Raw genomic sequence first — 20,814 nt, 5'->3', positions numbered from 1 at the left:
TCGTGATCAAAACATCATTTTCGGCATAAATTTGCAGAAAAAGTGAAACGTTGTTTTAAATGTAATTGAAAACCCAAATCTGTGCGGATACTATGTGCCTATCATGAAAACGGAACATTGTTTCGTTAATTATCTTTGCCTTCGGGCACGATCAATCTGGAGGTTAACGTGGACGTCAGACAAAGCATCCACAGTGCGCATGCGAAAACGCTGGATACTCAGGGGCTGCGCAATGAGTTTTTAATTGAGAAGGTTTTTGAAGCCGACCAGTACACCATGGTCTACAGCCATATTGACCGCATCATTGTGGGCGGGATTATGCCGGTGGCGAACACGGTTTCCGTTGGCAGTGAAGTGGGTAAACAACTGGGCGTGAGTTATTTTCTGGAGCGTCGCGAGCTGGGCGTGATTAATATCGGTGGGCCGGGCACCATTACCGTAGACGGGCAGTGTTATGAGATCGGCCACCGCGACGCGCTGTACGTCGGCAAAGGTGCAAAAGAAGTGATCTTTGCCAGCGTCGACAGCAGCAAGCCTGCGAAGTTTTACTACAACTGCGCGCCAGCACATACCACCTGGCCAACCAAAAAAGTCACTCCTGCGGACGTAGCGCCCGTGACGCTTGGCGATAACCTCACCAGCAACCGTCGCACCATTAACAAATACTTCGTGCCGGATGTGCTGGAAACCTGCCAGCTCAGCATGGGGCTGACCGAGCTTGAGCCGGGCAACCTGTGGAACACCATGCCGTGCCACACTCACGAACGCCGCATGGAGGTCTATTTCTACTTCAACATGGAAGAAGACGCGTGCGTGTTCCACATGATGGGGCAACCGCAGGAAACGCGTCATATCGTGATGCATAACGAGCAGGCCGTAATCTCTCCGAGCTGGTCCATTCACTCTGGCGTGGGCACCCGCGCGTATACCTTTATCTGGGGTATGGTCGGTGAAAACCAGGTCTTTGATGACATGGACCACGTTGCTGTAAAAGATCTGCGCTAGTCGCGGGTAGTTAAGCATAAACCTGCCTGTTCGTGACAGGCGCTGAAAGAGTAAGGAACAAACATGATTCTGGATGCATTTTCTCTGCAGGGTAAAGTGGCGGTCGTTTCCGGTTGTGACACCGGGCTGGGCCAGGGCATGGCGTTAGGTCTGGCGGAAGCGGGCTGCGATATCGTCGGTATCAACATTGTTGAGCCTACAGAAACGATTGAACGCGTCACCGCGCTGGGCCGCCGCTTCCTGAGCCTGACTGCCGATCTGCGTAAAATCGACGCTATTCCTGAGCTGCTGGATCGCGCGGTGGCAGAATTTGGTCATATCGACATTCTGGTGAACAACGCCGGTCTGATCCGTCGTGAAGACGCGATCAACTTCAGCGAGCGTGACTGGGACGACGTAATGAACCTGAACATTAAGAGCGTGTTCTTCATGTCTCAGGCGGCAGCGAAACACTTTATCGCCCAGGGTAAAGGCGGCAAGATCATCAACATCGCCTCCATGCTCTCCTTCCAGGGCGGCATCCGCGTGCCGTCTTACACCGCGTCAAAAAGCGCCGTAATGGGTGTGACGCGTCTGCTGGCGAACGAGTGGGCGAAGCACAACATCAACGTCAACGCGATCGCTCCCGGCTACATGGCAACCAATAACACCCAGCAGTTACGTGCGGACGAACAGCGCAGCGCGGAAATCCTCGACCGTATTCCGGCGGGCCGCTGGGGTCTGCCGAGCGACCTGATGGGGCCGGTGGTGTTCCTGGCCTCCCCGGCATCTGACTATATCAACGGCTACACCGTGGCGGTTGACGGTGGCTGGCTGGCGCGTTAATCCGGCTTTGCGAAACAACCTCTGCCCTCGGGCGGAGGTTTTTTTTGCTCAAAAATTGTCATTATCCATATCCTCAAAGATGAAAAATCCATACTAAAAAATCATGAATGATGCGCATCACACTTTAATTTCTTAAAAATTAGCTGGTTAACAAAATACGGTGATAATTCGCCAGAAGTTTAAATTGTAATGTCCATCACAGTTCACTATGTCGTAGCGAAATAATCCATATCTTCACCCTTTCCGGCCTGACACTTTTTCTCGCTATCTCGTAATTTCAGTTAACGAATTTCGCTGTTCAGGCAGGAAACTATGACATCTGTAAATGATTCTACCCTTATGCCCGCTGCACTGCGGGATACCCGACGCATGAACCAGTTTGTCTCCATCGCGGCGGCCGTGGCGGGCCTGTTGTTCGGACTGGATATCGGCGTGATTGCCGGAGCGTTACCCTTCATTACCGATCACTTCACGCTGAGCAACCGCCTGCAGGAGTGGGTGGTGAGCAGCATGATGCTCGGCGCGGCCATCGGCGCACTGTTTAACGGCTGGCTGTCGTTCCGGCTTGGGCGAAAATACAGCCTGATGGTCGGGGCGATTCTGTTCGTTGCAGGCTCTATGGGCTCCGCGTTTGCCACTAACGTCGAAGTGCTGCTGCTCTCCCGCGTGCTGCTGGGGGTGGCGGTGGGGATTGCCTCTTACACCGCGCCGCTTTATCTCTCCGAAATGGCGAGCGAGAACGTGCGCGGCAAGATGATCAGTATGTATCAGCTGATGGTCACGCTCGGCATTGTGCTGGCATTTTTGTCCGATACGTATTTCAGCTATAGCGGTAACTGGCGTGCGATGCTCGGCGTGCTGGCGCTGCCTGCAGTGTTGCTGATTATTTTAGTCATCTTCCTGCCAAACAGTCCGCGCTGGCTGGCACAAAAAGGCCGCCATGTAGAGGCCGAAGAGGTACTGCGTATGCTGCGTGATACCTCGGAAAAAGCGCGTGAAGAGCTGAATGAAATCCGTGAAAGCCTGAAGCTGAAGCAGGGCGGCTGGTCGCTGTTCAAAGTGAACCGCAACGTGCGCCGCGCGGTGTTTCTCGGGATGTTGCTGCAGGCGATGCAGCAGTTTACCGGGATGAACATCATCATGTACTACGCACCGCGCATCTTCAAAATGGCCGGGTTTACCACCACCGAGCAGCAGATGATCGCCACGCTGGTGGTGGGGCTGACCTTTATGTTCGCCACTTTTATTGCAGTGTTCACCGTGGATAAAGCCGGGCGTAAACCAGCGCTGAAGATTGGCTTTAGCGTCATGGCGCTCGGCACGCTGATCCTCGGCTACTGCCTGATGCAGTTTGACAACGGCACGGCCTCCAGCGGGCTTTCGTGGCTCTCAGTCGGTATGACGATGATGTGTATCGCCGGTTATGCGATGAGCGCCGCACCGGTGGTGTGGATCTTGTGCTCCGAAATCCAGCCGCTGAAATGCCGCGACTTCGGCATCACCTGTTCCACCACCACTAACTGGGTGTCGAACATGATCATCGGCGCGACCTTCCTGACGTTGCTGGATGCGATTGGCGCAGCGGGCACCTTCTGGCTCTATACGGTGCTGAACGTGGCGTTTATCGGGATAACGTTCTGGCTTATTCCTGAAACCAAAGGCGTGACGCTGGAACACATTGAACGCAAGCTGATGGCAGGGGAGAAGTTACGCGACATCGGCGTGTAATGTTATTGCCCGGCGGCGCTACGCTTACCGGGCCGACAAGTTTGAACAGGCCGGGTAAGGCGGAGCCGCCACCCGGCTTTTTTACACCCGCGCCAGGTAAAGCGCGGGCATCCCTTCCTCATCCGACGTATACAGCACCCACTTATTATCCGGCGAAAATGACGGATGCGGATGCGTGACCTGGCGGTCGCCATCCAGCACTTTCCAGCTGGTGTTGTGCTGGCAAATGGCTTTCTGCGTTCCGGCATGAATATCAAATACCCAGATAAACGGGTCGTTCAGGCTGATATCCCCCGTATTATGCGGCGCACCGTCGCCGACAATCAGCGAACCATCATGGTTACTCATCAGGTGCGAGCAGGGCGGAATCGCCATTAGCTGGCGGTTTTCCAGCGTTTGCGGATGAGCGCTGCACAAATAGCGATTAGAATCGTTCTCTTTATGTTCAACGTAGTACAGCGCCGAGCCGTCCGGCACCCAAAACTCATGGGTAAAACTTTCACCCGTGGCATGCTGGCGAACTTTGCGCACGTTGCTGCCGTCTTCGTTGATAAGCCACATACGGGCGTCGATGGCATCGCGCGGGCCTTCGTGGCAAAACGCCACGGTGTTGTCATCAAACGGGCGATAGATCGGATGCCCAAGCCAGCGGTTTTCCTGCAACATCACCCGACGCTCGCCGGTGCGTAAATCAATATTAATCAACCGGCATTCCGGGTTAGTGAAGTAAAACGCGCGGAACTTGCCCCAGTCGGTCAGTGGCTGCCAGTCGCGCTTGTTGATTTCAATGCCGACCAGTTTTGTGCAGTCTGAATTCGCGACCCAGGTGCCGTAGGCCACCCATTCGTCATCCACCTTATAGACGATGCGCTCTGCAAAAGAAGAGAGATCGACGCACCGTAGTTCACGGTTATTTTTGACATACCACAGCGATTTATCATCGTCCGATAAAAAGCCACCGAACGTGTTATCACCAGCGCCTTCCGTCAACTGAGTCGCCTGCTGCTGCGTAATATCCAGCAGATAGTAGTTCCAGTGTCCTTCGAACGCGCCGCCAAAAATCAGTTTATTGCCATCGCGGGTAAAGCATTTTTGGTAGAAGTAATTACGGTGGCAAATAATATGCGGGGGCGTCATCCGTATCACCTCGTGCCCGGTTTCACTGTCCTGACGCGTGCAGAAACGTAACGGGATGATTTTGCCTTTCATTGTTCTCTCCTTGAGATAAAAAAATACCCCGCCGCGTGGACGGCAGGGTATTCACAGTGACAATGGATTAACGCATGGCGCGTTTCAGAATGCGTTCAGCCTGACGCTGGAAGTCAGTGGCAGTCTCTTCCACGGTTTTCTGTCCGTAGTCGATGTACTGCAGAGATGTGCCGAACTGCGCCACAATTTGCGGATCGTCAAAATAAGGTGACACAGAGAGTTTCGCGGGCAGAGACTGGGCCAGACGCAGACCTGCGACAGAAGGATCGCTCTCTTTGATGGTGCCATCTTCTGTCAGGAACTGCACCGCTGCTTTGCTCAGCGGTACGCCGCGCTCCAGACCCAGCGTATCGACACCCTCTTTGCTGTTCAGCAGGAAGTTAATCAGCTTCGCCGCCGCTTCCGGGTTTTTCGTGGATTTACCAATCGACAACATTTGTGCTGGTTTAAAGAACAGACCCGCGTCGGTCGCACCTGGCAGCATCGGGTAGTTGCCCAACTCCAGTTTTGCCGGTGGCTTCAGGTTGTCGGAATATTTGTTGATAGTGGAGTTCCACATGTAAGTGCCGCCCCATTCGCCCTGTATCCACGGCTTCATCTCGTACATGTTGCTCTTACCAAACGACGCATAGTATTTGGTGTCCGGCATCACGTGGCTGTCCACCAGCTTTTTATAGGTCTGGAAGAATTCAACCCACTGTTCTTTGCTGTAAGAGAATTTTTTGGTTTTCTCGTCCACGGCAGGGATGTTGTATTTCTGAATCATGTAAGAGTTCAGCAGCGCCAGCGTGTCCTGGTGCTCCAGTACCACCGGGTAATACTGTTTGCCGAGCTTGCTCTCGAACGCTTTACCGGCCGCCATCAGTTCGTCCCAGGTTTTCGGGTATTCAACGCCCGCTTTTTTCCAGGTTTCGTCATTGAAATAGAAGACGCGCGCCGTCACGGAGATCGGAATGCCGTTCAGCTTGCCGTTGACGGTGGTGGACTGCAGCTCTTTTGGATCGAATTGCGTTAAGTCGATCACGTCCTTCATTTTGTTCAGATCGTAGAAGCCGTCGCCGTTTTTAGAGAAGATCGGCAGCCAGTTCCAGTTGGTCTGCATCACGTCCGGCTCGGTGCCGCCCGCAATCTGGGTGGTCAGACGGGAGAGGTGACCGTCCCAGCCGGTGTACTCCGCTTTTACGTTGATGTCCGGGTTCTGTTTATGGAACTCCTCCAGGGCTTTCAACGTGACCTGGTGGCGGCCATTACCGCCCCACCAGGACATACGTAAATCAACATTTTGCGCCATCGATGGCAAAGCAGTCAGGCCCAGGGTAGCGGAGATTGCTGCGCTTAAAAGCACTTTTTTCATTTTTATTACTCCATCAGAGAGAGAGGTTCTGTTCAGTTTTTGCGTCAAAAATATGACATTTATTCATATCGAACTTGAAATACACCTTACGATGAAGACCTTTATCAATCATCGGCTTAGCTTCATCGGAAGGAATTCGGGCGGTCAGTTCATAATCCGCAACTTTCAGATACACAAAGAATTCGTGGCCCATGTTCTCCACGCGCACCATTTCGCCGCTGCAACTGCCCTCTGCGAACGGTTCATCGGAGAGAGCAACGAATTCCGGGCGCACGCCGTAGAAGATCTCCTGGCCTGCATAAGCAGAGACTTTCTCCTGCTTTTCCGCATTTAACGGCATGGTTTCATGGCCGATAGCGATGTGCAGTTGCCCCTCTTTTTCCACCAGAAGGCTTTTACGAATGTTCATTTCCGGCGCGCCGATAAAGCCCGCCACGAACATGTTTTTCGGCTTGTGGTAGAGGTTATCGGGCGTGTCCACCTGCATGATGTGACCGAGCTTCATCACGCAGATGCGGTCGCCCATGGTCATCGCTTCTGTCTGGTCGTGGGTGACGTAGACGGTGGTCGCCGGTTTACCCGATTTCTTCAGCTGTTTGTGCAGGTCAGAAATACGAATACGCATCGAGGCGCGCAGCTTGGCGTCGAGGTTTGACAACGGTTCATCGAACAGGAACACGTCTGGCTTTTTCACAATTGCACGGCCTACAGCCACACGCTGGGCCTGGCCGCCGGAGAGCTGGCGAGGCAGGCGGTCGAGCAGCTCTTCCAGTTCGAGGATTTTGGCCGCTTCGTTCACCTGCGATTCAATCTGATCTTTCGGCAGCTTGCTCAGCTTCAGGCCGAAAGCCAGGTTCTCGCGCACGGTCATGTGTGGGTAGAGCGCATAGTTCTGGAACACCATCGCAATCCCGCGCTCTTTCGGCGCGAGGTTATTCACGATCTTGTCGCCGATACGGACTTCACCGCCGCTGATGGTTTCCAGCCCGGCCAGCATACGCAGGGTGGTGGATTTGGCGCAGCCGGACGGCCCGACAATCACCATAAATTCCCCCTCAGCGATTTTAAGGTCGATAGCATGTACCGCTTTGAAGCCGTTGGAGTAGACCTTTTCCAGTTTGTTGAAGATAACTTCAGCCATGATATTTCCCTCTTAACCTTTAATTCCGCTGCTGGTAACGCCCTGTACGAAGTAGCGCTGTGCCAGGAAGAAGACAATGATGGATGGCAGAATGGAGATGCTCGCCATTGCCAGAATTTCGTTCCACGGCGCACCTTCGGTGACGTCGATGGACATTTTCAGAGCCAGTGCAATCGGGTATTTATCCACGCTGTAGACGTAAATCAGCGGCCCGATGAAATCGTTCATTGACCACATGAACTGGAACAGGGCGACGGAGATAATGGCCGGTTTCAGGATCGGCACCACCACGTACCACAGCACCTGGATAGAGTTGCAGCCGTCAATTTGCGCGGCCTCTTCCATGTCACGCGGCACGCCGCGCAGGAACTGGATCAGCATAAAGACGAAGAACCCCTGTGTGGCGAAGGCCAGCGGCAGGTACAGCGGCATGTAGCTGTTCAGCATGCCCATTTCACGGAACATCAGGTACTGCGGGATCAGCAGCACAGTGCTTGGCAGCAGCATGGTGGTGATGAGCGTGGCGAACCAGAATTTCTTCCACGGGATCTCGAAGCGGGCAAAGCCATAGGCCACGATGGTGGAGGAGATAATGGTCAGGATCACTTTCGGGATCACATACTTAAAGGTGTTCAGCATGTAATGGCCGAAGTTGTACTCGGTGCCGGTTTTCCAGCCATTCACAAAGCCGTCCCAGGTGGCGTGGGCAGGCCACAGGCTCAGGGTGGTGAAGATCTCGTGGTTCGGTTTGAACGACGCCGAGAACATCCACACCAGCGGGTAGAGCATCAGCAGGCCGACAATCAGCAGGATCACATAGCGAATGCTGGCGTTAATTTTTTCTCTGCGCAGCGTGCGGGCCACTTCGCGTTCCGCAATGCTTCTCGCCGTGGAGAGTTGTTGGATATCAGCCATTTTTGCCTCCTTTATCGGCGGAATAGAACACCCAGTATTTCGACGACTTAAAGGCGATACCGGCAAAGACGGCCACGACCAGGAACAGAACCCAGGCCAGCGCCGCGCCGTAGCCCATATCGAAATATTTGAACGCCGTGTCGTAGATGTAGAGCGAGAACAGGTAGGTCGAGTAGGTTGGTCCCCCTCCGGTAATCACATACGGCCCGGTAAATTCCTGGAACGCCTGCGTGGTCTGCATAATGAAGTTGAAGAAGATCACCGGTGTAATCAGTGGAACGGTCACTTTCATGAACATCTGCCACTTAGAGGCTCCGTCAATCATCGCCGCTTCATACTGCGACTGCGGCACGTTTTGCAGTGCCGCGAGGAAGATGACCATCGCGGAACCAAACTGCCAGACGCGCAGCAACGTGACGGACATCAGCGCCAGAGAAGGCTCACCGAGCCAGTTCACCGGATCGAAACCAAACACGCCGATAAAGCTGTTCAGCAGGCCATCGATAGCAAACAGCGCGCGCCACAGAACGGCAATGGCGACGGAGCTGCCGAGGATCGACGGAATATAGTAGGCAGTACGGAAGAAGCCGATGCCGCGTAATTTAAAGTTCAGAACAAACGCAATGCCCAATGCAAAGGCGAGCTTTAAAGGAATGGTCAAAAATACATAGGCAAACGTCACACCCATTGATTTCCAGAAGAGGGTGTCTTCGGTAAACATGTAGCGATAGTTCTCAACGCCGTTAAACACCGGCGGGCTCATCAAATCGTACTCCGTAAAACTGAGGAAGAACGATGAGACAAAGGGGAAAGCCGTAAAGAGTATCAACCCAATTATGTAAGGTGATATCCACGCGAGCCCCAGCAGTTTGTTTTCATTCATACATACCTACCTGGCAATCAATGGTTTAAAACGGAATCTGCTTTTGTTACAACGCCTCATGCTCGCATGAGGGGGAGTGTTCAGGATGATGTTTGCGAGTTCTGCTCCATTTAACTTTGTTTTTTCACGCTTTTTTTGATTTATCCTTGTTTCATACTCGTTGAGTTTCAAAACATGCGAACCGCCGTTTTTGAATACTAAAACATCGTTTTATTTTATTTTATTGCTATTTATTTCCGCGTCATTCGCTTAATGATGGAAATGTGATCACGGTCGAAACGCTGTTTCAATAAAGTGAGTGGGGTGGCATTTTTAACGTTGATATGCACAATCCGGTACGAAAAAAAGGAAGTGGGAAGGGGCAGGCTGAGGATGAATAACAGTGTTAATACGCTGAGTCTCCCTACTAATTTTGATAGCCAGGTCTCGTGTTTTGTTAAACGGATTTCAGATAAATCTTACTTTCTTGTATTATCGGCTTTCAGGGATCTCAGAGCAGTTTTAACTGCGCTATCACAACAGAAGAATTGTTATGTCAGTCATGGATTTCAAAAAAAATACGGATGTGGATTTCTCCCGCCATGCCTCCCCGGTACATGCGCACAACGAGATTGACCTTTCAGGACTGCTGATGGTGTTGTACGCCGCCAAAAAACGCATCGTGGTGACGATGCTGGCCTTTGCGTTAGCCGGTCTGGCGATAGCCTTCCTGCTGCCACAGAAGTGGACCAGTAAAGCGGTGATTACCCCGGCGGAACAGACGCAATGGAATCCCCTGCGCCAGATGTTGGTTTCACTGGAGGTGCTGGATGTGGATGTTAAAATTACCCGCCCGGACGTGTTTAACCTGTTTATCAAAAAGTTTCAGTCGCAATCGTTGCTCGAAGAGTATATGAAAAGCTCGCCTTACGTGATGTCTCAACTGGAAAGCGCAAATGTGGACCCGATGGAGCTGCACCGCGCGGTGGTTAACATCGCGGAGAGAATGAAAGCGATAGATAACACTCAGGTGAAAGAGGCGTACAAAGTGCCATATGTCTCCTGGACATTGAGTTTCACCGCCCCGACAGCAGAAGATGCCCAGACGGTGCTGGATGGCTATATCACCTATATCTCCCGCATCGTTGAGCAGGAAGTCATGCAGAATATCCGTAATCAGGTGACGCTAAAGGCGAAAGTGGTAAAAGAGCAACTGGATCTCGATCGTGTGCGCCTGACGAATATTCATAAAACGAACCTGCAGCGCCTCAATTACTCGCTGGAAGTGGCAAATGCGGCGGGCATTAAAAAGCCGGTCTACAGCAATGGACAGGCAGTAAAAGATGATCCGGATTACTCCGTCGCGCTGGGTGCCGATGGTATCGCGCAGAAACTGCAAATTGAAAAAAGCATGAAGGATGTGGCCGAGCTGAACGCAGACTTCCAGAACCGTGAATACTACCTGGCTCAGTTGCAAAAACTCTCCTTTAAAGATGTGGAGCTTGAGCCGTTTAAATACCAGCTCACGCCGTCAATGCCGGTGAAAAAAGACGGTCCAGGTAAAGCGCTTATCGTTATTCTGGCCAGCCTCCTGGGAGGGCTTATTGCCTGCGGCAGCGTACTGTTACGCGAAGCGATGCTTGCCCGCAACCCACTGCCTGAGCCGGTAACAGAATAAATTAACCAGATAAAAAAGGGGCGCTCTGCAGCGCCCTTTTTTATTTAAGAAAATCTTCGCGCACCGGGGTGAAGGTATCCAGCAGGGTGCCGGGCTTCAGGCAAACGCAGCCGTGCATAATGTGCGGTTCTTTATAAAGCGTATCGCCCGCCGTCACGACATGCTTTTCTTCACCAATCGTGAATTCGAATTCGCCTGAGAGCACGTAGGTTAATTGCTCATGCGGATGGTTGTGCATCGGGCCAATGGCACCTTGCTCAAAATTGACCTCTACCGCCATCATTTTACCGTCATGCGCCAGAATGCGACGCGTAACGCCATTGCCCAGATCTTCAAGCGTCGTCTCTTTATGGAAAATAAACATCTCTCCGCCTTATTATGTTATGAAACATTGTTTCATTTAATTTATCTCACTCGCGGTTAAAAGGAAACGATTCGCCAAAGAACTGGAAAGGCGATCACAAGTTTGCTTCACTGGAAGAAACGCAAAGGAGAGATAATGAAAACGATCGGTCTGTTAGGTGGCATGAGCTGGGAATCAACGATCCCTTACTACCGCCTGATTAATGAAGGGGTGAAGCAGCGTCTGGGTGGTCTGCATTCGGCGAGCCTGCTGCTGCACAGTGTGGATTTCCATGAAATCGAAGCCTGCCAGTCGAGCGGCGACTGGGACAAGGCGGGAGAAATACTGGCTGACGCCGCGCTTGGGCTGCAGCAGGCGGGGGCGCAGGGCATTTTACTCTGCACCAACACCATGCATAAGGTGGCATCACATATTGAAGATCGCTGTTCGCTGCCGTTCCTGCATATCGCCGATGCGACCGGACGTGCTATTACCGCATCCGGTATGTCGCGTGTGGCGCTGTTAGGCACACGCTACACCATGGAGCAGGATTTTTATCGCGGCCGTTTGCACAGTGAGTTTGGGATTGAAAGCATCGTCCCGGATGACGCCGATCGGGCGCGCATTAATCAGATTATCTTCGACGAACTCTGCCTGGGCACCTTCAGCGAACCCTCCCGCACGTATTATGTCAGCGTGATTGAGAAACTGGCGCAGCAGGGGGCGGAAGGGGTGATCTTCGGCTGCACGGAAATCGGCCTGCTTGTACCGGTCGAGCAAAGCCCGATCCCGGTATTTGATACCGCCGCCATTCACGCTGCCGATGCCGTCGAGTTTATGCTGTCATAATGGGTTTTGTCGGTCAGGTAAGCGAAGCGCCACCTGACGTGCGTGCTCAATCAGATGCCCGGTAAAAGCCTCCACCAGTGCGGATGCCGGACGGTGTACCGGGCGAATCAGGCTTACGGTGAACGGAACCGATACACTAAACGGGCGGATGACAATCTCGCTCCCGGCGTAGTCCAGCGCCGTGAGCGGGTTAACCACCGAGACGCCAACCCCCGCTCGCACCATGGCGCAAATCGACGCGGCGCTGTGCGTTTCGACCACCATCCGCCGCTTCACCTGATGCTCGGCAAATAATGCATCCAGCAATTGTCGGTAGCTGTCGGTTTGCGACAGGCTAATGTAGTTTTCACCGTGGAAATCCGCAGGCGTGAGCACCTCTTTACTGGCAAGCGGATGCCCGGCGGGTAACACGCACACTTCATCTAAAGAGAGCAACTCCGTGCGTTCTGTTCCTGCTGGCGTGGCAAGGGTTTCCGTCAGCCCCAGATCGTGACGCTGTGCCGAGAGCCACTCTTCGAGCAGCGGCGACTCCTGCGGCACAATAGTGAGACTGACCTCAGGGTAACGGGCGAGAAAAGGCTGCAGCAGCATCGGCAGGAACGACTGGGAAAATACCGGCAGGCAGACGATGGACAGCTCGCCCTGACGAAACTCGCGCAGGCTTTCTGCTGCGCTAACAATCCTGTCCAGCCCGTACCACGAGCGCTGAACTTCCTCGAACAACCGTAAGCCCTGAACCGTGGGATGGAGTCTGCCGCGCGTGCGCTCAAACAGCTTCAGCCCCAGCACCTTCTCAAAACGCGCCAGTTCGCGGCTGACCGTTGGCTGCGAGGTGTGCAGCATTTGCGCGGCTTCGGTGAGATTACCGGTGGTCATCACGGCATGAAAAATCTCGATATGGCGAAGGTTAACGGCGGGCATAGAACACCTGATGTCTGAACGTAATCCATATCATTTTTGCATAGACTCACGATAAAACGATATTTTTTATTCTCTTCGCGCTGTGGCGTAATCATAAAAAAATGTGACCGCCCGGAGAAGACCATGCCACGCCCGCTCAACCAGACTGATACCGATTTGAACGCCGATAACCTGCTGCGCCTGCCTGCAGAATTTGGCTGCCCGGTGTGGGTGTATGACGCGGAGATCGTCCGCGAGAAGATTGCCGCCTTACATCAGTTTGACGTGGTGCGTTTTGCGCAGAAGGCCTGCTCCAACGTTCACATCCTGCGCCTGATGCGCGAGCAGGGGGTGAAAGTTGACTCCGTATCGCTGGGCGAAATCGAGCGTGCGCTGGTGGCCGGGTTCGACCCGAAAACCGACAGCGATGCGATTGTCTTTACCGCTGACCTGATTGACGATGCCACGCTTGCGCGCGTACATGAACTGCAGATCCCGGTAAATGCGGGTTCTGTGGATATGCTGGAACAGCTTGGACGGGTCTCCCCCGGTCATCGCGTCTGGCTGCGCGTAAACCCTGGCTTTGGTCACGGTCATAGCCAAAAAACCAATACCGGCGGTGAGAACAGCAAGCACGGTATCTGGTATGCCGATCTGCCTGCGGCGCTGGAGGTGTTGCAGCGCTATAACCTCACGCTGGTGGGCATTCATATGCATATCGGCTCCGGTGTGGACTACGGTCATCTTGAGCAGGTGTGCGGCGCGATGGTGCGCCAGGTCGTCGACTTCGGCCAGGATCTGGAGGCGATCTCTGCCGGTGGTGGTCTGTCCATTCCTTACCGCGAAGGGGAAGAGGCGATCGATACCGCTCACTATTACGGCCTGTGGAACGCTGCACGCGATAAAATCGCCGCGCATCTGGGCCACCCGGTGAAACTGGAAATCGAACCGGGACGTTTCCTGGTGGCGGAGTCCGGCGTGCTGGTGGCGCAGGTGCGTAGCGTGAAAGAGATGGGCAGCCGTCACTTCGTGCTGATTGATGCAGGCTTCAACGACCTGATGCGTCCGTCCATGTACGGCAGCTATCACCACATCACGGCGCTCGCTGCCGATGGTCGTGATTTAACCCAGGCTCCCCGCGTTGAGACGGTCGTCGCAGGCCCGCTGTGTGAATCTGGCGATGTGTTTACCCAGCAGGAAGGCGGCAAAGTGGAGACCCGCGCGCTGCCTGAAGTGCAGCCGGGAGACTATCTGGTATTGCACGATACCGGCGCATACGGGGCGTCTATGTCGTCTAACTACAATAGCCGCCCGCTGCTGCCGGAGGTGCTGTTTGATCGCGGCGTGGCGCGACTGATCCGCCGACGCCAGACCATTCAGGAACTGCTTGCGCTGGAACTCTTCTGATTAAAATACGGTCCCGTTGTCACCGAATCGCGTAACACCAGCGTGCCGGTAAACGGCGGGATCGCTTCGACAGGCTGGTTTTTAGCCAGCCGGATCGCCTGGTCGATCGCCGTGACGATCATGTTGTCGATCGGCAGATACACCGAAGACAGCGCAGGCTCCAGCCATTTTGCGCTGGGTGCATCGTCAAATCCAAACAGCGAAATATCCTGCGGGATCTTAAGCCCGGCCTGGTGTAATGCTTTGGACGCGCCGAGCGCCATATCATCGTTACAGGCAAACAGGGCGGTAAACGGAACTTTTTCGGCAATCAGCTCCCTGCACAGTTCATATCCCCGCGTCATCCCGGCATCACCGTATTTAATTCGCCGTTCGTCCAGGCGAATGCCATGCTTTTCCAGCGCTTTACGGTAGCCCATCAGGCGCGCTTTACCGGTTGGCGTATGGATAGGCACCGTCATACAGGCGATCTCCCGATGGCCCTGGCTTATCAGGTAATCCACCGCTTTGAAAGCGGCATCCTGCTGTTCGAAAAAGACGCAGCGATCCGCCGCCTGGCTGACTTCACGGTTGATGATTACCAGCGGCGTTTGCACGCTGTTGATCAACTTCATGATCGTCTTTTCGCTCATGTAGCGCGTGTAGAGCACAATGGCGTCACATTTGCGATCGGCTAGCATCTGCACCGCCTGTTCTTCCTGCTCGGGCGCGTCGTGGCCGTCGGTGACGATCAGCTGCTTTCCGTGGGTTTCCGTCTGGCGTGAGGCCTGTTGCAACAGGCGACCGAAGTAAAAACCGTCGAAAGTAGAGACCACCAGACCAATGCTGTTGCTGGTCTGGTTGGCAAGGGAACGCGCGAGAAAGTTCGGGCGGTAGCCCAGCTCTTCCATCGCAGTGAACACCTGCTGACGCGTACTCTCTTTAACCTGACCTGTGCCGTTCAGCACGCGCGAGACGGTGGCCTTCGACACACCCGCACGTAATGAGACATCCAGCATTGTTGCCATTAGAAATTCCTGCTTCCACATAATGGTCTGCAGTTTAACACAGACCATCCGGCGCATAAGCGACGCGGGCAGGGCAAAATCCCCATCACGATCACGCTTTTCGGTAACGATCCGTCAGGCCGGAATAAATGTCGGCAAGTGGTATGCCAAATTGATTGTAAATCGTAATCTGGAATACCTCTGGCGGCATTGAGAGCTTAATCACAGAACAATATTTGCCCGGAAGCTATTTTTGGTATGCCAATAGTATCCGGCTGTACACCTTATTCAATAAAAGCCCTTTTACTGAGGTATTACCCTATGGCATTACAGGAAAAACTGATCGACGCTCTGGGCAGTTTTGCCACCAAATTCAACAGCTATCGCTATATCATGGCGATTAAGTCTGCTTTTATTACCTTAATGCCGGTCATCATCGTTGGCGCATTCTCCGTGCTGATCTCCAACATGGTGCTGGACCCTAAAAATGGCCTGGCGAGCTTTCAGTCGCTGTCATTCCTGGCGGCGCTAAAGCCGATCACCAGCGCGCTGAACTACGCCACGCTTAACTTCCTCAACATCGGCGCGGTGTTTTTAATCGGCATTGAGCTGGGGCGGATTAACGGCATCAAGTCGCTGTTCCCTGGCCTGCTGGCGGTGATCTGTTTTATCTGCGTGACGCCGACCACCGTAGAGATGCTGGTGGACGGCGAGATGCACGTGGTGAAAGACGTGCTCCTGCGCCAGTTCTCAGATACCCGAAGCCTGTTCCTCGGTATGTTTATCGCCATTTTATCCGTGGAGATTTACTGCTGGCTGGAAAACCGCAACGGGCTGAAAATCAGAATGCCGGACACCGTGCCGCCTAACGTGGCCGCGTCATTTTCCGCTCTTATTCCGGCGATTATTACCACCACCGCCATTGCCACCTTTGGCTTCGTTTTCCATCAAATGACCGGCATGTATCTGTACGACGCGGTTTACCAGGTGGTGCAACAGCCGCTGGAGCGTGTGGTGCAAAGCCTGCCGGGTATTCTGCTGCTGATGTTTGTCGCCCAGCTGTTCTGGGTGATTGGCATTCACGGTAATCAGATGATCAAGCCGATCCGCGAGCCGTTGCTGCTGGGGGCGATCACCGTCAATATGAGCGCCTTTGAGCAGGGCAAAGAGGTGCCGAACATCATCACCATGCCGTTCTGGGACGTGTACATGAGTATTGGCGGTTCCGGCCTGACTATTGGCCTGCTGATCGCCGTCATGATTGCCACCAAACGCAAAGAGATGAAAGAGATCGCCAAACTTTCCATCGGACCGGGCATTTTTAATATCAACGAGCCGGTGATCTTCGGCATGCCAATCATGCTCAATCCGATCCTCGCCATTCCGTTTATCATCACGCCGCTGGTGACCGGCTCTATTGGCTATTTTGCTACCGTAACCGGTTTTGCCGGTAAAGCGGTGGTGATGGTGCCGTGGACCACGCCGCCGCTGGTTAATGCCTGGCTCTCCACTGCAGGCTCGATGGGGGCGGTGATCACCCAACTGATCTGCATTGTGACGGCGGTCATTATCTATCTGCCGTTTGTGAAGATCGCATCGCGTCGCGCAGAGCAGGCTGCGCTGCAACAAGCCACCGACAATGCGTGAGGATGTGATGAGCACAAAACAGATAACAATACCGCAGGATTTCATTCTGGGCGCGGCGGCGTCAGCCTGGCAAACGGAAGGCTGGAGCGGCAAGAAGGCGGGGCAGGATTCGTGGATCGATCTCTGGTACAAGAACGACCGCCACGTCTGGCACAACGGCTACGGTCCGGCGGTGGCGACCGATTTTATCAACCGCTTCCGGGAAGATGTCGCCCTGATGAAGCAGGCCGGGCTGACGCATTACCGTACCTCGATCAACTGGTCGCGTTTTTTGACCGATTATGAAAACGTGACGGTGGATGAAGAATACGCCGCATACTATGACGCGCTGTTCGATGAGATGCATCGTCAGGGCATCGAACCGATGATCTGCCTGGAACATTACGAATTACCGGGCGTGCTGCTGGAAACCTACGGCGGCTGGGCGTCGAAGCATGTGGTTGAGCTGTTCGTTCGCTATGCGGAAAAAGTGTTCGAACGCTACCACACCAGAGTCGCCCGCTGGTTTACGTTCAATGAGCCGATCGTGGTGCAGACCCGCGTTTACCTTGATGCACTGCGCTGGCCTTACGAGCAGAACACCAGTACGTGGATGCAGTGGAATCACCATAAAGTGCTGGCGACGGCAAAAGTGGTGAAGCTGTTTCGTGAGAAAGGTTATCGTGGCTCGGTGGGCTGCATTCTGAACCCTGAAGTGACTTATCCGCGCTCACGTGCGCCGCATGATGTGCGGGCGGCGGAGATCTACGATCTCTTCTACAATCGCGTCTTTCTCGACCCGCTGGTACATGGTCACTATCCACAGGAACTCTTTGCCCTGCTTGCGCAGCACCACGTTCAGTGGGACTACACGGCAGAGGAGCTGGCGCTGATTGCCGGTAACACCGTCGACGAGCTGGGGATCAACCTCTATTACCCGCACCGGGTGAAAGCACCTTCCCGCGCCTGGCACCCGGAGACACCGTTCCACCCGGCATACTATTACGAAACGTTTGAGCTACCGGGGCGGCGAATGAACACCTCTCGCGGCTGGGAGATTTATCCGCGCATTATCTACGACATGGCGATGCGGATTAAAAAGGATTACCGCAACATCGACTGGTTCGTGGCGGAGAGCGGGATGGGGGTGGAAAACGAAGCACAGTTCCGCAACCGTGATGGCATTATCGACGACACGTACCGCATCGACTTTATCAGCGAGCACCTTTACTACACGCTGCTGGCGCGGGAGGAGGGGGCAAACTGTCACGGCTATATGCTCTGGGCGTTCACTGATAATGTGTCACCGATGAATGCCTTTAAAAACCGCTACGGGCTGATTGAGATCGATCTGGGCGATAACCGTGCCCGACGCGCAAAGAAATCGGCCGCCTGGTTCCGGCAACTGCGCGATGCGCGCGTGCTGACGCTCACCGTTGACGATGAATGGAAGTAAGCGTTCTGATAAAATAGTACACAAACTGGCCGGGAGGACGCCCGGCCTGCGCATTCACTGAAAAACACAGGTGGTAACGTGGATAAGGCTGTCATCCTGCCGGAAAAAAAACAGTACCAGGAAATTGGCGAGGATTTACGGGCGCAAATTATCCAGGGGCATTATCCCGTTGGGTCGCGCCTGCCGCCGGAGCGCAACATTGCCGAAACCTATGGCGTAAGCCGCACTATCGTGCGAGAGGCGCTGTTGATGCTTGAGCTGCAGGGCACGGTGGATATCCGTCAGGGCTCGGGTGTTTACGTGATGCGCATCCCTGAAGAACACGAAAACGAAGAAGAGCGCTTTCTCAACAGTGACGTAGGGCCGTTTGAGATTTTACAGGCGCGCCAGCTGCTTGAAAGCAATATTGCCGCGTTCGCCGCGAAAATGGCGACGCGTGCCGATATCGACAACCTGCGCCGGATTATCGAGCAGGAGCAGCGGGCGATTGCTGCCGACGATCGCAGTCAGGACAATAATAAGATGTTCCATCTGGTGCTGGCGGGCGCGACGCAGAACCAGATGCTGCTGGCGACCGTTGAGAGCGTCTGGCACCACATGGACAGCAGCCCGCTGTGGCAGCAGTTTAATGTCCACATTGCCAGCCGCGCGTACCGCCTCAAATGGCTGGGCGACAGGCAAACGATCCTTGCCGCGCTACGTCGACGCGATGTGACGGGAGCCTGGCAGGCGATGTTCCAGCATCTGGAAAACGTGAAAAAGAGCCTGCTGGAGTTGTCTGACGAAGATGCGCCTGATTTTGATGGCTATCTTTTTGAATCCGTGCCGATTTTTCAGGGGAAGCTGGTGTGAATATTGTTCCTCTCCATGCTGCGCCTCAGTATGCGGAGCAGGTTACGGACTGGATCTGGCAGGCCTTTGGTGAGGGGCTTCCGCGTGAGTTTTTCCACAGCATCGTTGAGCACAGCCAGCTGCCGGGCGCGTTGCCGCTGACGTTTATTGCCGTTGAAGGCGAGCAGTTGCGGGGAACCGTGGGACTGTGGCGCTGCGATTTGATCACCCGTCAGGATCTCTGTCCGTGGCTGGCGGCGCTGTACGTTGATGAAGCGGCGCGTGGCCAGGGGCTGGCGGGGCAACTTCAGCAGCATGTCATCGCGTATGCCGCACAGGCCGGGTATAGCGAACTGCATCTGTGGTCTGCCTGCCGTGACTTTTACGAACGCTACGGCTGGCAGTACATTGGCGATGCGCTGGAATACCCGGACAAAACGGTACATCTTTATCGCTATTCGCTTTGCGCCTCGGCAGGCGATACAACGGAGTGACGGCGAACGAGCGTCGGGCTGAACAGATGCGTAATGTCTGGCGGCTGACGCTGTTCGGCCAGCGCCAGCGCCAGCTCTGCCGCCTGCGTTGCCATGGTGATAATCGGGTAGCGCACGGTGGTCAGGCGTGGGCGCACGTAGCGGGAAACCAGCACGTCATCAAAGCCAATCAGGGAAATTTCTGCCGGAACTTCAATACCGTTGTCATTTAACACACCCATTGCACCTGCGGCCATAGAGTCGTTATAGCTGGCAATTGCGGTGAAATTCCGCCCGCGTCCTAACAGCTCCGTCATCGCCTGCTCACCGCCGCTTTCGTCCGGTTCACCATAGGCCACCAGCCGGTCATTGCACGGCAAACCATTTTCGCGCAGCGCGTCGTAATAGCCCTGCAGGCGATCTTCCGCATCGGAAATGGGGTGATTGGAACAGAGATAACCAATGCGGGTATGGCCTTGTTGGATCAGGTGGCGCGTTGCAAGCCAGGCTCCGTAGCGATCATCAAGGGCCACACAGCGTTTTTCGAATCCGGGAATAATACGGTTGATGATCACCATACCGGGCATCTGCTTCATCAGGTGAATCAGCTCGGCATCGGGGATCATTTTTGCATGCACCACCAGCGCCGCACAGCGGTGGCGGATTAGCTGTTCGATGGCCTGGCGTTCTTTTTGTTCGTTGTGATAGCCATTCCCGATCAGCAAAAAATTGCCTGTCTGATAGGAGACCTGCTCCACCGCTTTGACCATGGCACCGAAAAAGGGATCAGACACGTCGCCCACTACCAGCCCGATGGTTTCCGTTGACTGCTGCGCAAGCGCGCGCGCGTTGGCGTTGGGATGGTAGTTCAGGGTTTCCATGGCGTTCTGCACTGCCTGGCGTGATGCGTCACTGGCTTTTGGGGAGTCGTTGATCACGCGTGAGACGGTCGCGACGGAAACTCCGGCCAGACGAGCCACATCCTTAATTGTCGCCATTAAATACCTTCTTATTAGGGGTAAGCGTTTACACACCAACTAGTGTTGCGGAAAAGTGGCGCGCATTCAAGGGGAGCGCGGTTCCGCAATCGACAAACGTGATGCAGACCCAACCGCCGTGGTGTAATCGTTACACGGCCAGTCATGTCAAAATAATGTCAATTCGAACCTTTAGTTACACTTTGCCTCAGGCTGTTGCGATTGTCCGATAGCAAAGAAGAGCGGGGG

19 protein-coding genes are annotated in these 20,814 nt (G+C 54.2%); 10 read left to right on the top strand and 9 right to left on the bottom strand.

Features of this window, described 5'->3' with window-relative positions; all coding sequences use genetic code 11:
- Positions 1-168 precede the first annotated feature (168 nt).
- The 3 genes from kduI to araE all read left to right on the top strand — a co-directional run bounded on the left by kduI (position 169) and on the right by araE (position 3,558).
- Complete coding sequence (gene kduI, locus EoCCA6_RS07310) at positions 169-1,005, top strand: 5-dehydro-4-deoxy-D-glucuronate isomerase (protein ID WP_152082116.1); 837 nt, start codon at positions 169-171, stop codon at positions 1,003-1,005.
- A 63-nt stretch (positions 1,006-1,068) separates the two neighbouring features.
- On the top strand, positions 1,069-1,830 hold the full coding sequence (gene kduD, locus EoCCA6_RS07305) for a 2-dehydro-3-deoxy-D-gluconate 5-dehydrogenase KduD (protein ID WP_152082115.1): 762 nt from the start codon (positions 1,069-1,071) through the stop codon (positions 1,828-1,830).
- A 312-nt stretch (positions 1,831-2,142) separates the two neighbouring features.
- The gene (gene araE / locus EoCCA6_RS07300; RefSeq protein ID WP_152082114.1) at positions 2,143-3,558 is read left to right on the top strand and encodes an arabinose-proton symporter AraE; all 1,416 of its coding nucleotides are present in this window, start codon (positions 2,143-2,145) and stop codon (positions 3,556-3,558) included.
- Between the two features lie 81 nt (positions 3,559-3,639).
- Here the strand turns inward: araE and EoCCA6_RS07295 are convergent, their stop codons facing one another.
- The 5 genes from EoCCA6_RS07295 to EoCCA6_RS07275 all read right to left on the bottom strand — a co-directional run bounded on the left by EoCCA6_RS07295 (position 3,640) and on the right by EoCCA6_RS07275 (position 9,060).
- Positions 3,640-4,767, bottom strand: coding sequence for an oligogalacturonate lyase family protein (locus tag EoCCA6_RS07295; protein WP_152082113.1), 1,128 nt, complete (start codon positions 4,765-4,767; stop codon positions 3,640-3,642).
- Positions 4,768-4,834: 67 nt separating this feature from the next.
- The gene (locus EoCCA6_RS07290; protein ID WP_152082112.1) at positions 4,835-6,121 is read right to left on the bottom strand and encodes an ABC transporter substrate-binding protein; all 1,287 of its coding nucleotides are present in this window, start codon (positions 6,119-6,121) and stop codon (positions 4,835-4,837) included.
- A gap of 13 nt (positions 6,122-6,134) precedes the next feature.
- The gene (locus tag EoCCA6_RS07285) at positions 6,135-7,262 is read right to left on the bottom strand and encodes an ABC transporter ATP-binding protein (RefSeq protein WP_152082111.1); all 1,128 of its coding nucleotides are present in this window, start codon (positions 7,260-7,262) and stop codon (positions 6,135-6,137) included.
- Between the two features lie 12 nt (positions 7,263-7,274).
- Entirely contained in the window at positions 7,275-8,177 is a 903-nt protein-coding gene (locus tag EoCCA6_RS07280) for a carbohydrate ABC transporter permease (RefSeq protein ID WP_152082110.1), read from the bottom strand.
- On the bottom strand, positions 8,170-9,060 hold the full coding sequence (locus EoCCA6_RS07275; protein ID WP_152082109.1) for a carbohydrate ABC transporter permease: 891 nt from the start codon (positions 9,058-9,060) through the stop codon (positions 8,170-8,172). Before EoCCA6_RS07275 ends, EoCCA6_RS07280 begins: the two co-directional genes overlap by 8 nt.
- Before the next feature lie 532 nt (positions 9,061-9,592).
- On the opposite strand from EoCCA6_RS07275, the gene wzz(fepE) reads away from it, so the two are divergent.
- Positions 9,593-10,717 (top strand): LPS O-antigen length regulator Wzz(fepE), encoded by a 1,125-nt coding sequence (gene wzz(fepE) / locus EoCCA6_RS07270; RefSeq protein WP_152082108.1) that lies wholly within the window; start codon positions 9,593-9,595, stop codon positions 10,715-10,717.
- Between the two features lie 40 nt (positions 10,718-10,757).
- Here wzz(fepE) and EoCCA6_RS07265 read toward each other — a convergent pair whose 3' ends face one another.
- Positions 10,758-11,081, bottom strand: a complete 324-nt coding sequence (locus EoCCA6_RS07265) for a cupin domain-containing protein (RefSeq protein ID WP_152082107.1) — start codon at positions 11,079-11,081, stop codon at positions 10,758-10,760.
- 135 nt (positions 11,082-11,216) lie between these two features.
- On the opposite strand from EoCCA6_RS07265, the gene EoCCA6_RS07260 reads away from it, so the two are divergent.
- Positions 11,217-11,909 carry an aspartate/glutamate racemase gene (locus tag EoCCA6_RS07260; protein WP_152082106.1) on the top strand — a complete coding sequence of 231 codons (693 nt, stop codon included), beginning with the start codon at positions 11,217-11,219 and terminating at the stop codon, positions 11,907-11,909.
- Here the strand turns inward: EoCCA6_RS07260 and EoCCA6_RS07255 are convergent.
- Positions 11,904-12,830: a LysR family transcriptional regulator gene (locus tag EoCCA6_RS07255; RefSeq protein WP_152082105.1), complete on the bottom strand. Its 927-nt coding sequence runs from the start codon at positions 12,828-12,830 to the stop codon at positions 11,904-11,906. The genes EoCCA6_RS07260 and EoCCA6_RS07255 overlap by 6 nt on opposite strands.
- A 123-nt stretch (positions 12,831-12,953) precedes the next feature.
- Here EoCCA6_RS07255 and lysA point away from each other — a divergent pair, with 123 nt between their 5' ends.
- Positions 12,954-14,216, top strand: a complete 1,263-nt coding sequence (gene lysA / locus EoCCA6_RS07250; protein WP_152082104.1) for a diaminopimelate decarboxylase — start codon at positions 12,954-12,956, stop codon at positions 14,214-14,216.
- Here lysA and EoCCA6_RS07245 read toward each other — a convergent pair.
- Entirely contained in the window at positions 14,186-15,223 is a 1,038-nt protein-coding gene (locus EoCCA6_RS07245) for a LacI family DNA-binding transcriptional regulator (RefSeq protein WP_152082103.1), read from the bottom strand. The genes lysA and EoCCA6_RS07245 overlap by 31 nt on opposite strands.
- A 300-nt stretch (positions 15,224-15,523) precedes the next feature.
- On the opposite strand from EoCCA6_RS07245, the gene EoCCA6_RS07240 reads away from it, so the two are divergent.
- From EoCCA6_RS07240 to EoCCA6_RS07225, 4 genes are all read left to right on the top strand, one after another.
- Positions 15,524-16,849 (top strand): PTS sugar transporter subunit IIC, encoded by a 1,326-nt coding sequence (locus EoCCA6_RS07240; RefSeq protein WP_152082102.1) that lies wholly within the window; start codon positions 15,524-15,526, stop codon positions 16,847-16,849.
- 7 nt (positions 16,850-16,856) lie between these two features.
- Positions 16,857-18,284 carry a glycoside hydrolase family 1 protein gene (locus EoCCA6_RS07235; RefSeq protein WP_152082101.1) on the top strand — a complete coding sequence of 476 codons (1,428 nt, stop codon included), beginning with the start codon at positions 16,857-16,859 and terminating at the stop codon, positions 18,282-18,284.
- Positions 18,285-18,362: 78 nt separating this feature from the next.
- Positions 18,363-19,136: a GntR family transcriptional regulator gene (locus tag EoCCA6_RS07230; protein ID WP_152082100.1), complete on the top strand. Its 774-nt coding sequence runs from the start codon at positions 18,363-18,365 to the stop codon at positions 19,134-19,136.
- Entirely contained in the window at positions 19,133-19,609 is a 477-nt protein-coding gene (locus EoCCA6_RS07225; protein ID WP_152082099.1) for a GNAT family N-acetyltransferase, read from the top strand. Before EoCCA6_RS07230 ends, EoCCA6_RS07225 begins: the two co-directional genes overlap by 4 nt.
- Here the strand turns inward: EoCCA6_RS07225 and galR are convergent.
- The gene (galR, locus tag EoCCA6_RS07220; RefSeq protein WP_152082098.1) at positions 19,570-20,586 is read right to left on the bottom strand and encodes an HTH-type transcriptional regulator GalR; all 1,017 of its coding nucleotides are present in this window, start codon (positions 20,584-20,586) and stop codon (positions 19,570-19,572) included. The two genes, EoCCA6_RS07225 and galR, sit on opposite strands and share 40 nt — an antisense overlap.
- Between the last annotated feature and the right edge of the window lie 228 nt (positions 20,587-20,814).

Origin of the sequence: Enterobacter oligotrophicus (genome assembly GCF_009176645.1) — a bacterium.
GTDB lineage: Bacteria > Pseudomonadota > Gammaproteobacteria > Enterobacterales > Enterobacteriaceae > Enterobacter > Enterobacter oligotrophicus.
The sequence above is the reverse complement of the archived record's forward strand: the minus strand, read 5'-3'. Positions and strand labels throughout refer to the sequence as shown.

Excerpts from the sequence above, each read along its gene's own strand:
- araE (WP_152082114.1), top strand. The coding sequence starts at position 2,143 with ATGACATCTGTAAATGATTCTACCCTTATGCCCGCTGCACTGCGGGAT.
- EoCCA6_RS07285 (WP_152082111.1), bottom strand. The coding sequence starts at position 7,262 with ATGGCTGAAGTTATCTTCAACAAACTGGAAAAGGTCTACTCCAACGGC.
- EoCCA6_RS07275 (WP_152082109.1), bottom strand. The coding sequence starts at position 9,060 with ATGAATGAAAACAAACTGCTGGGGCTCGCGTGGATATCACCTTACATA.
- EoCCA6_RS07245 (WP_152082103.1), bottom strand. The coding sequence starts at position 15,223 with ATGGCAACAATGCTGGATGTCTCATTACGTGCGGGTGTGTCGAAGGCC.
- EoCCA6_RS07255 (WP_152082105.1), bottom strand. The coding sequence starts at position 12,830 with ATGCCCGCCGTTAACCTTCGCCATATCGAGATTTTTCATGCCGTGATG.
- EoCCA6_RS07295 (WP_152082113.1), bottom strand. The coding sequence starts at position 4,767 with ATGAAAGGCAAAATCATCCCGTTACGTTTCTGCACGCGTCAGGACAGT.
- EoCCA6_RS07235 (WP_152082101.1), top strand. The coding sequence starts at position 16,857 with ATGAGCACAAAACAGATAACAATACCGCAGGATTTCATTCTGGGCGCG.
- EoCCA6_RS07265 (WP_152082107.1), bottom strand. The coding sequence starts at position 11,081 with ATGTTTATTTTCCATAAAGAGACGACGCTTGAAGATCTGGGCAATGGC.
- EoCCA6_RS07240 (WP_152082102.1), top strand. The coding sequence starts at position 15,524 with ATGGCATTACAGGAAAAACTGATCGACGCTCTGGGCAGTTTTGCCACC.
- kduD (WP_152082115.1), top strand. The coding sequence starts at position 1,069 with ATGATTCTGGATGCATTTTCTCTGCAGGGTAAAGTGGCGGTCGTTTCC.
- EoCCA6_RS07260 (WP_152082106.1), top strand. The coding sequence starts at position 11,217 with ATGAAAACGATCGGTCTGTTAGGTGGCATGAGCTGGGAATCAACGATC.
- EoCCA6_RS07290 (WP_152082112.1), bottom strand. The coding sequence starts at position 6,121 with ATGAAAAAAGTGCTTTTAAGCGCAGCAATCTCCGCTACCCTGGGCCTG.
- galR (WP_152082098.1), bottom strand. The coding sequence starts at position 20,586 with ATGGCGACAATTAAGGATGTGGCTCGTCTGGCCGGAGTTTCCGTCGCG.
- EoCCA6_RS07280 (WP_152082110.1), bottom strand. The coding sequence starts at position 8,177 with ATGGCTGATATCCAACAACTCTCCACGGCGAGAAGCATTGCGGAACGC.
- lysA (WP_152082104.1), top strand. The coding sequence starts at position 12,954 with ATGCCACGCCCGCTCAACCAGACTGATACCGATTTGAACGCCGATAAC.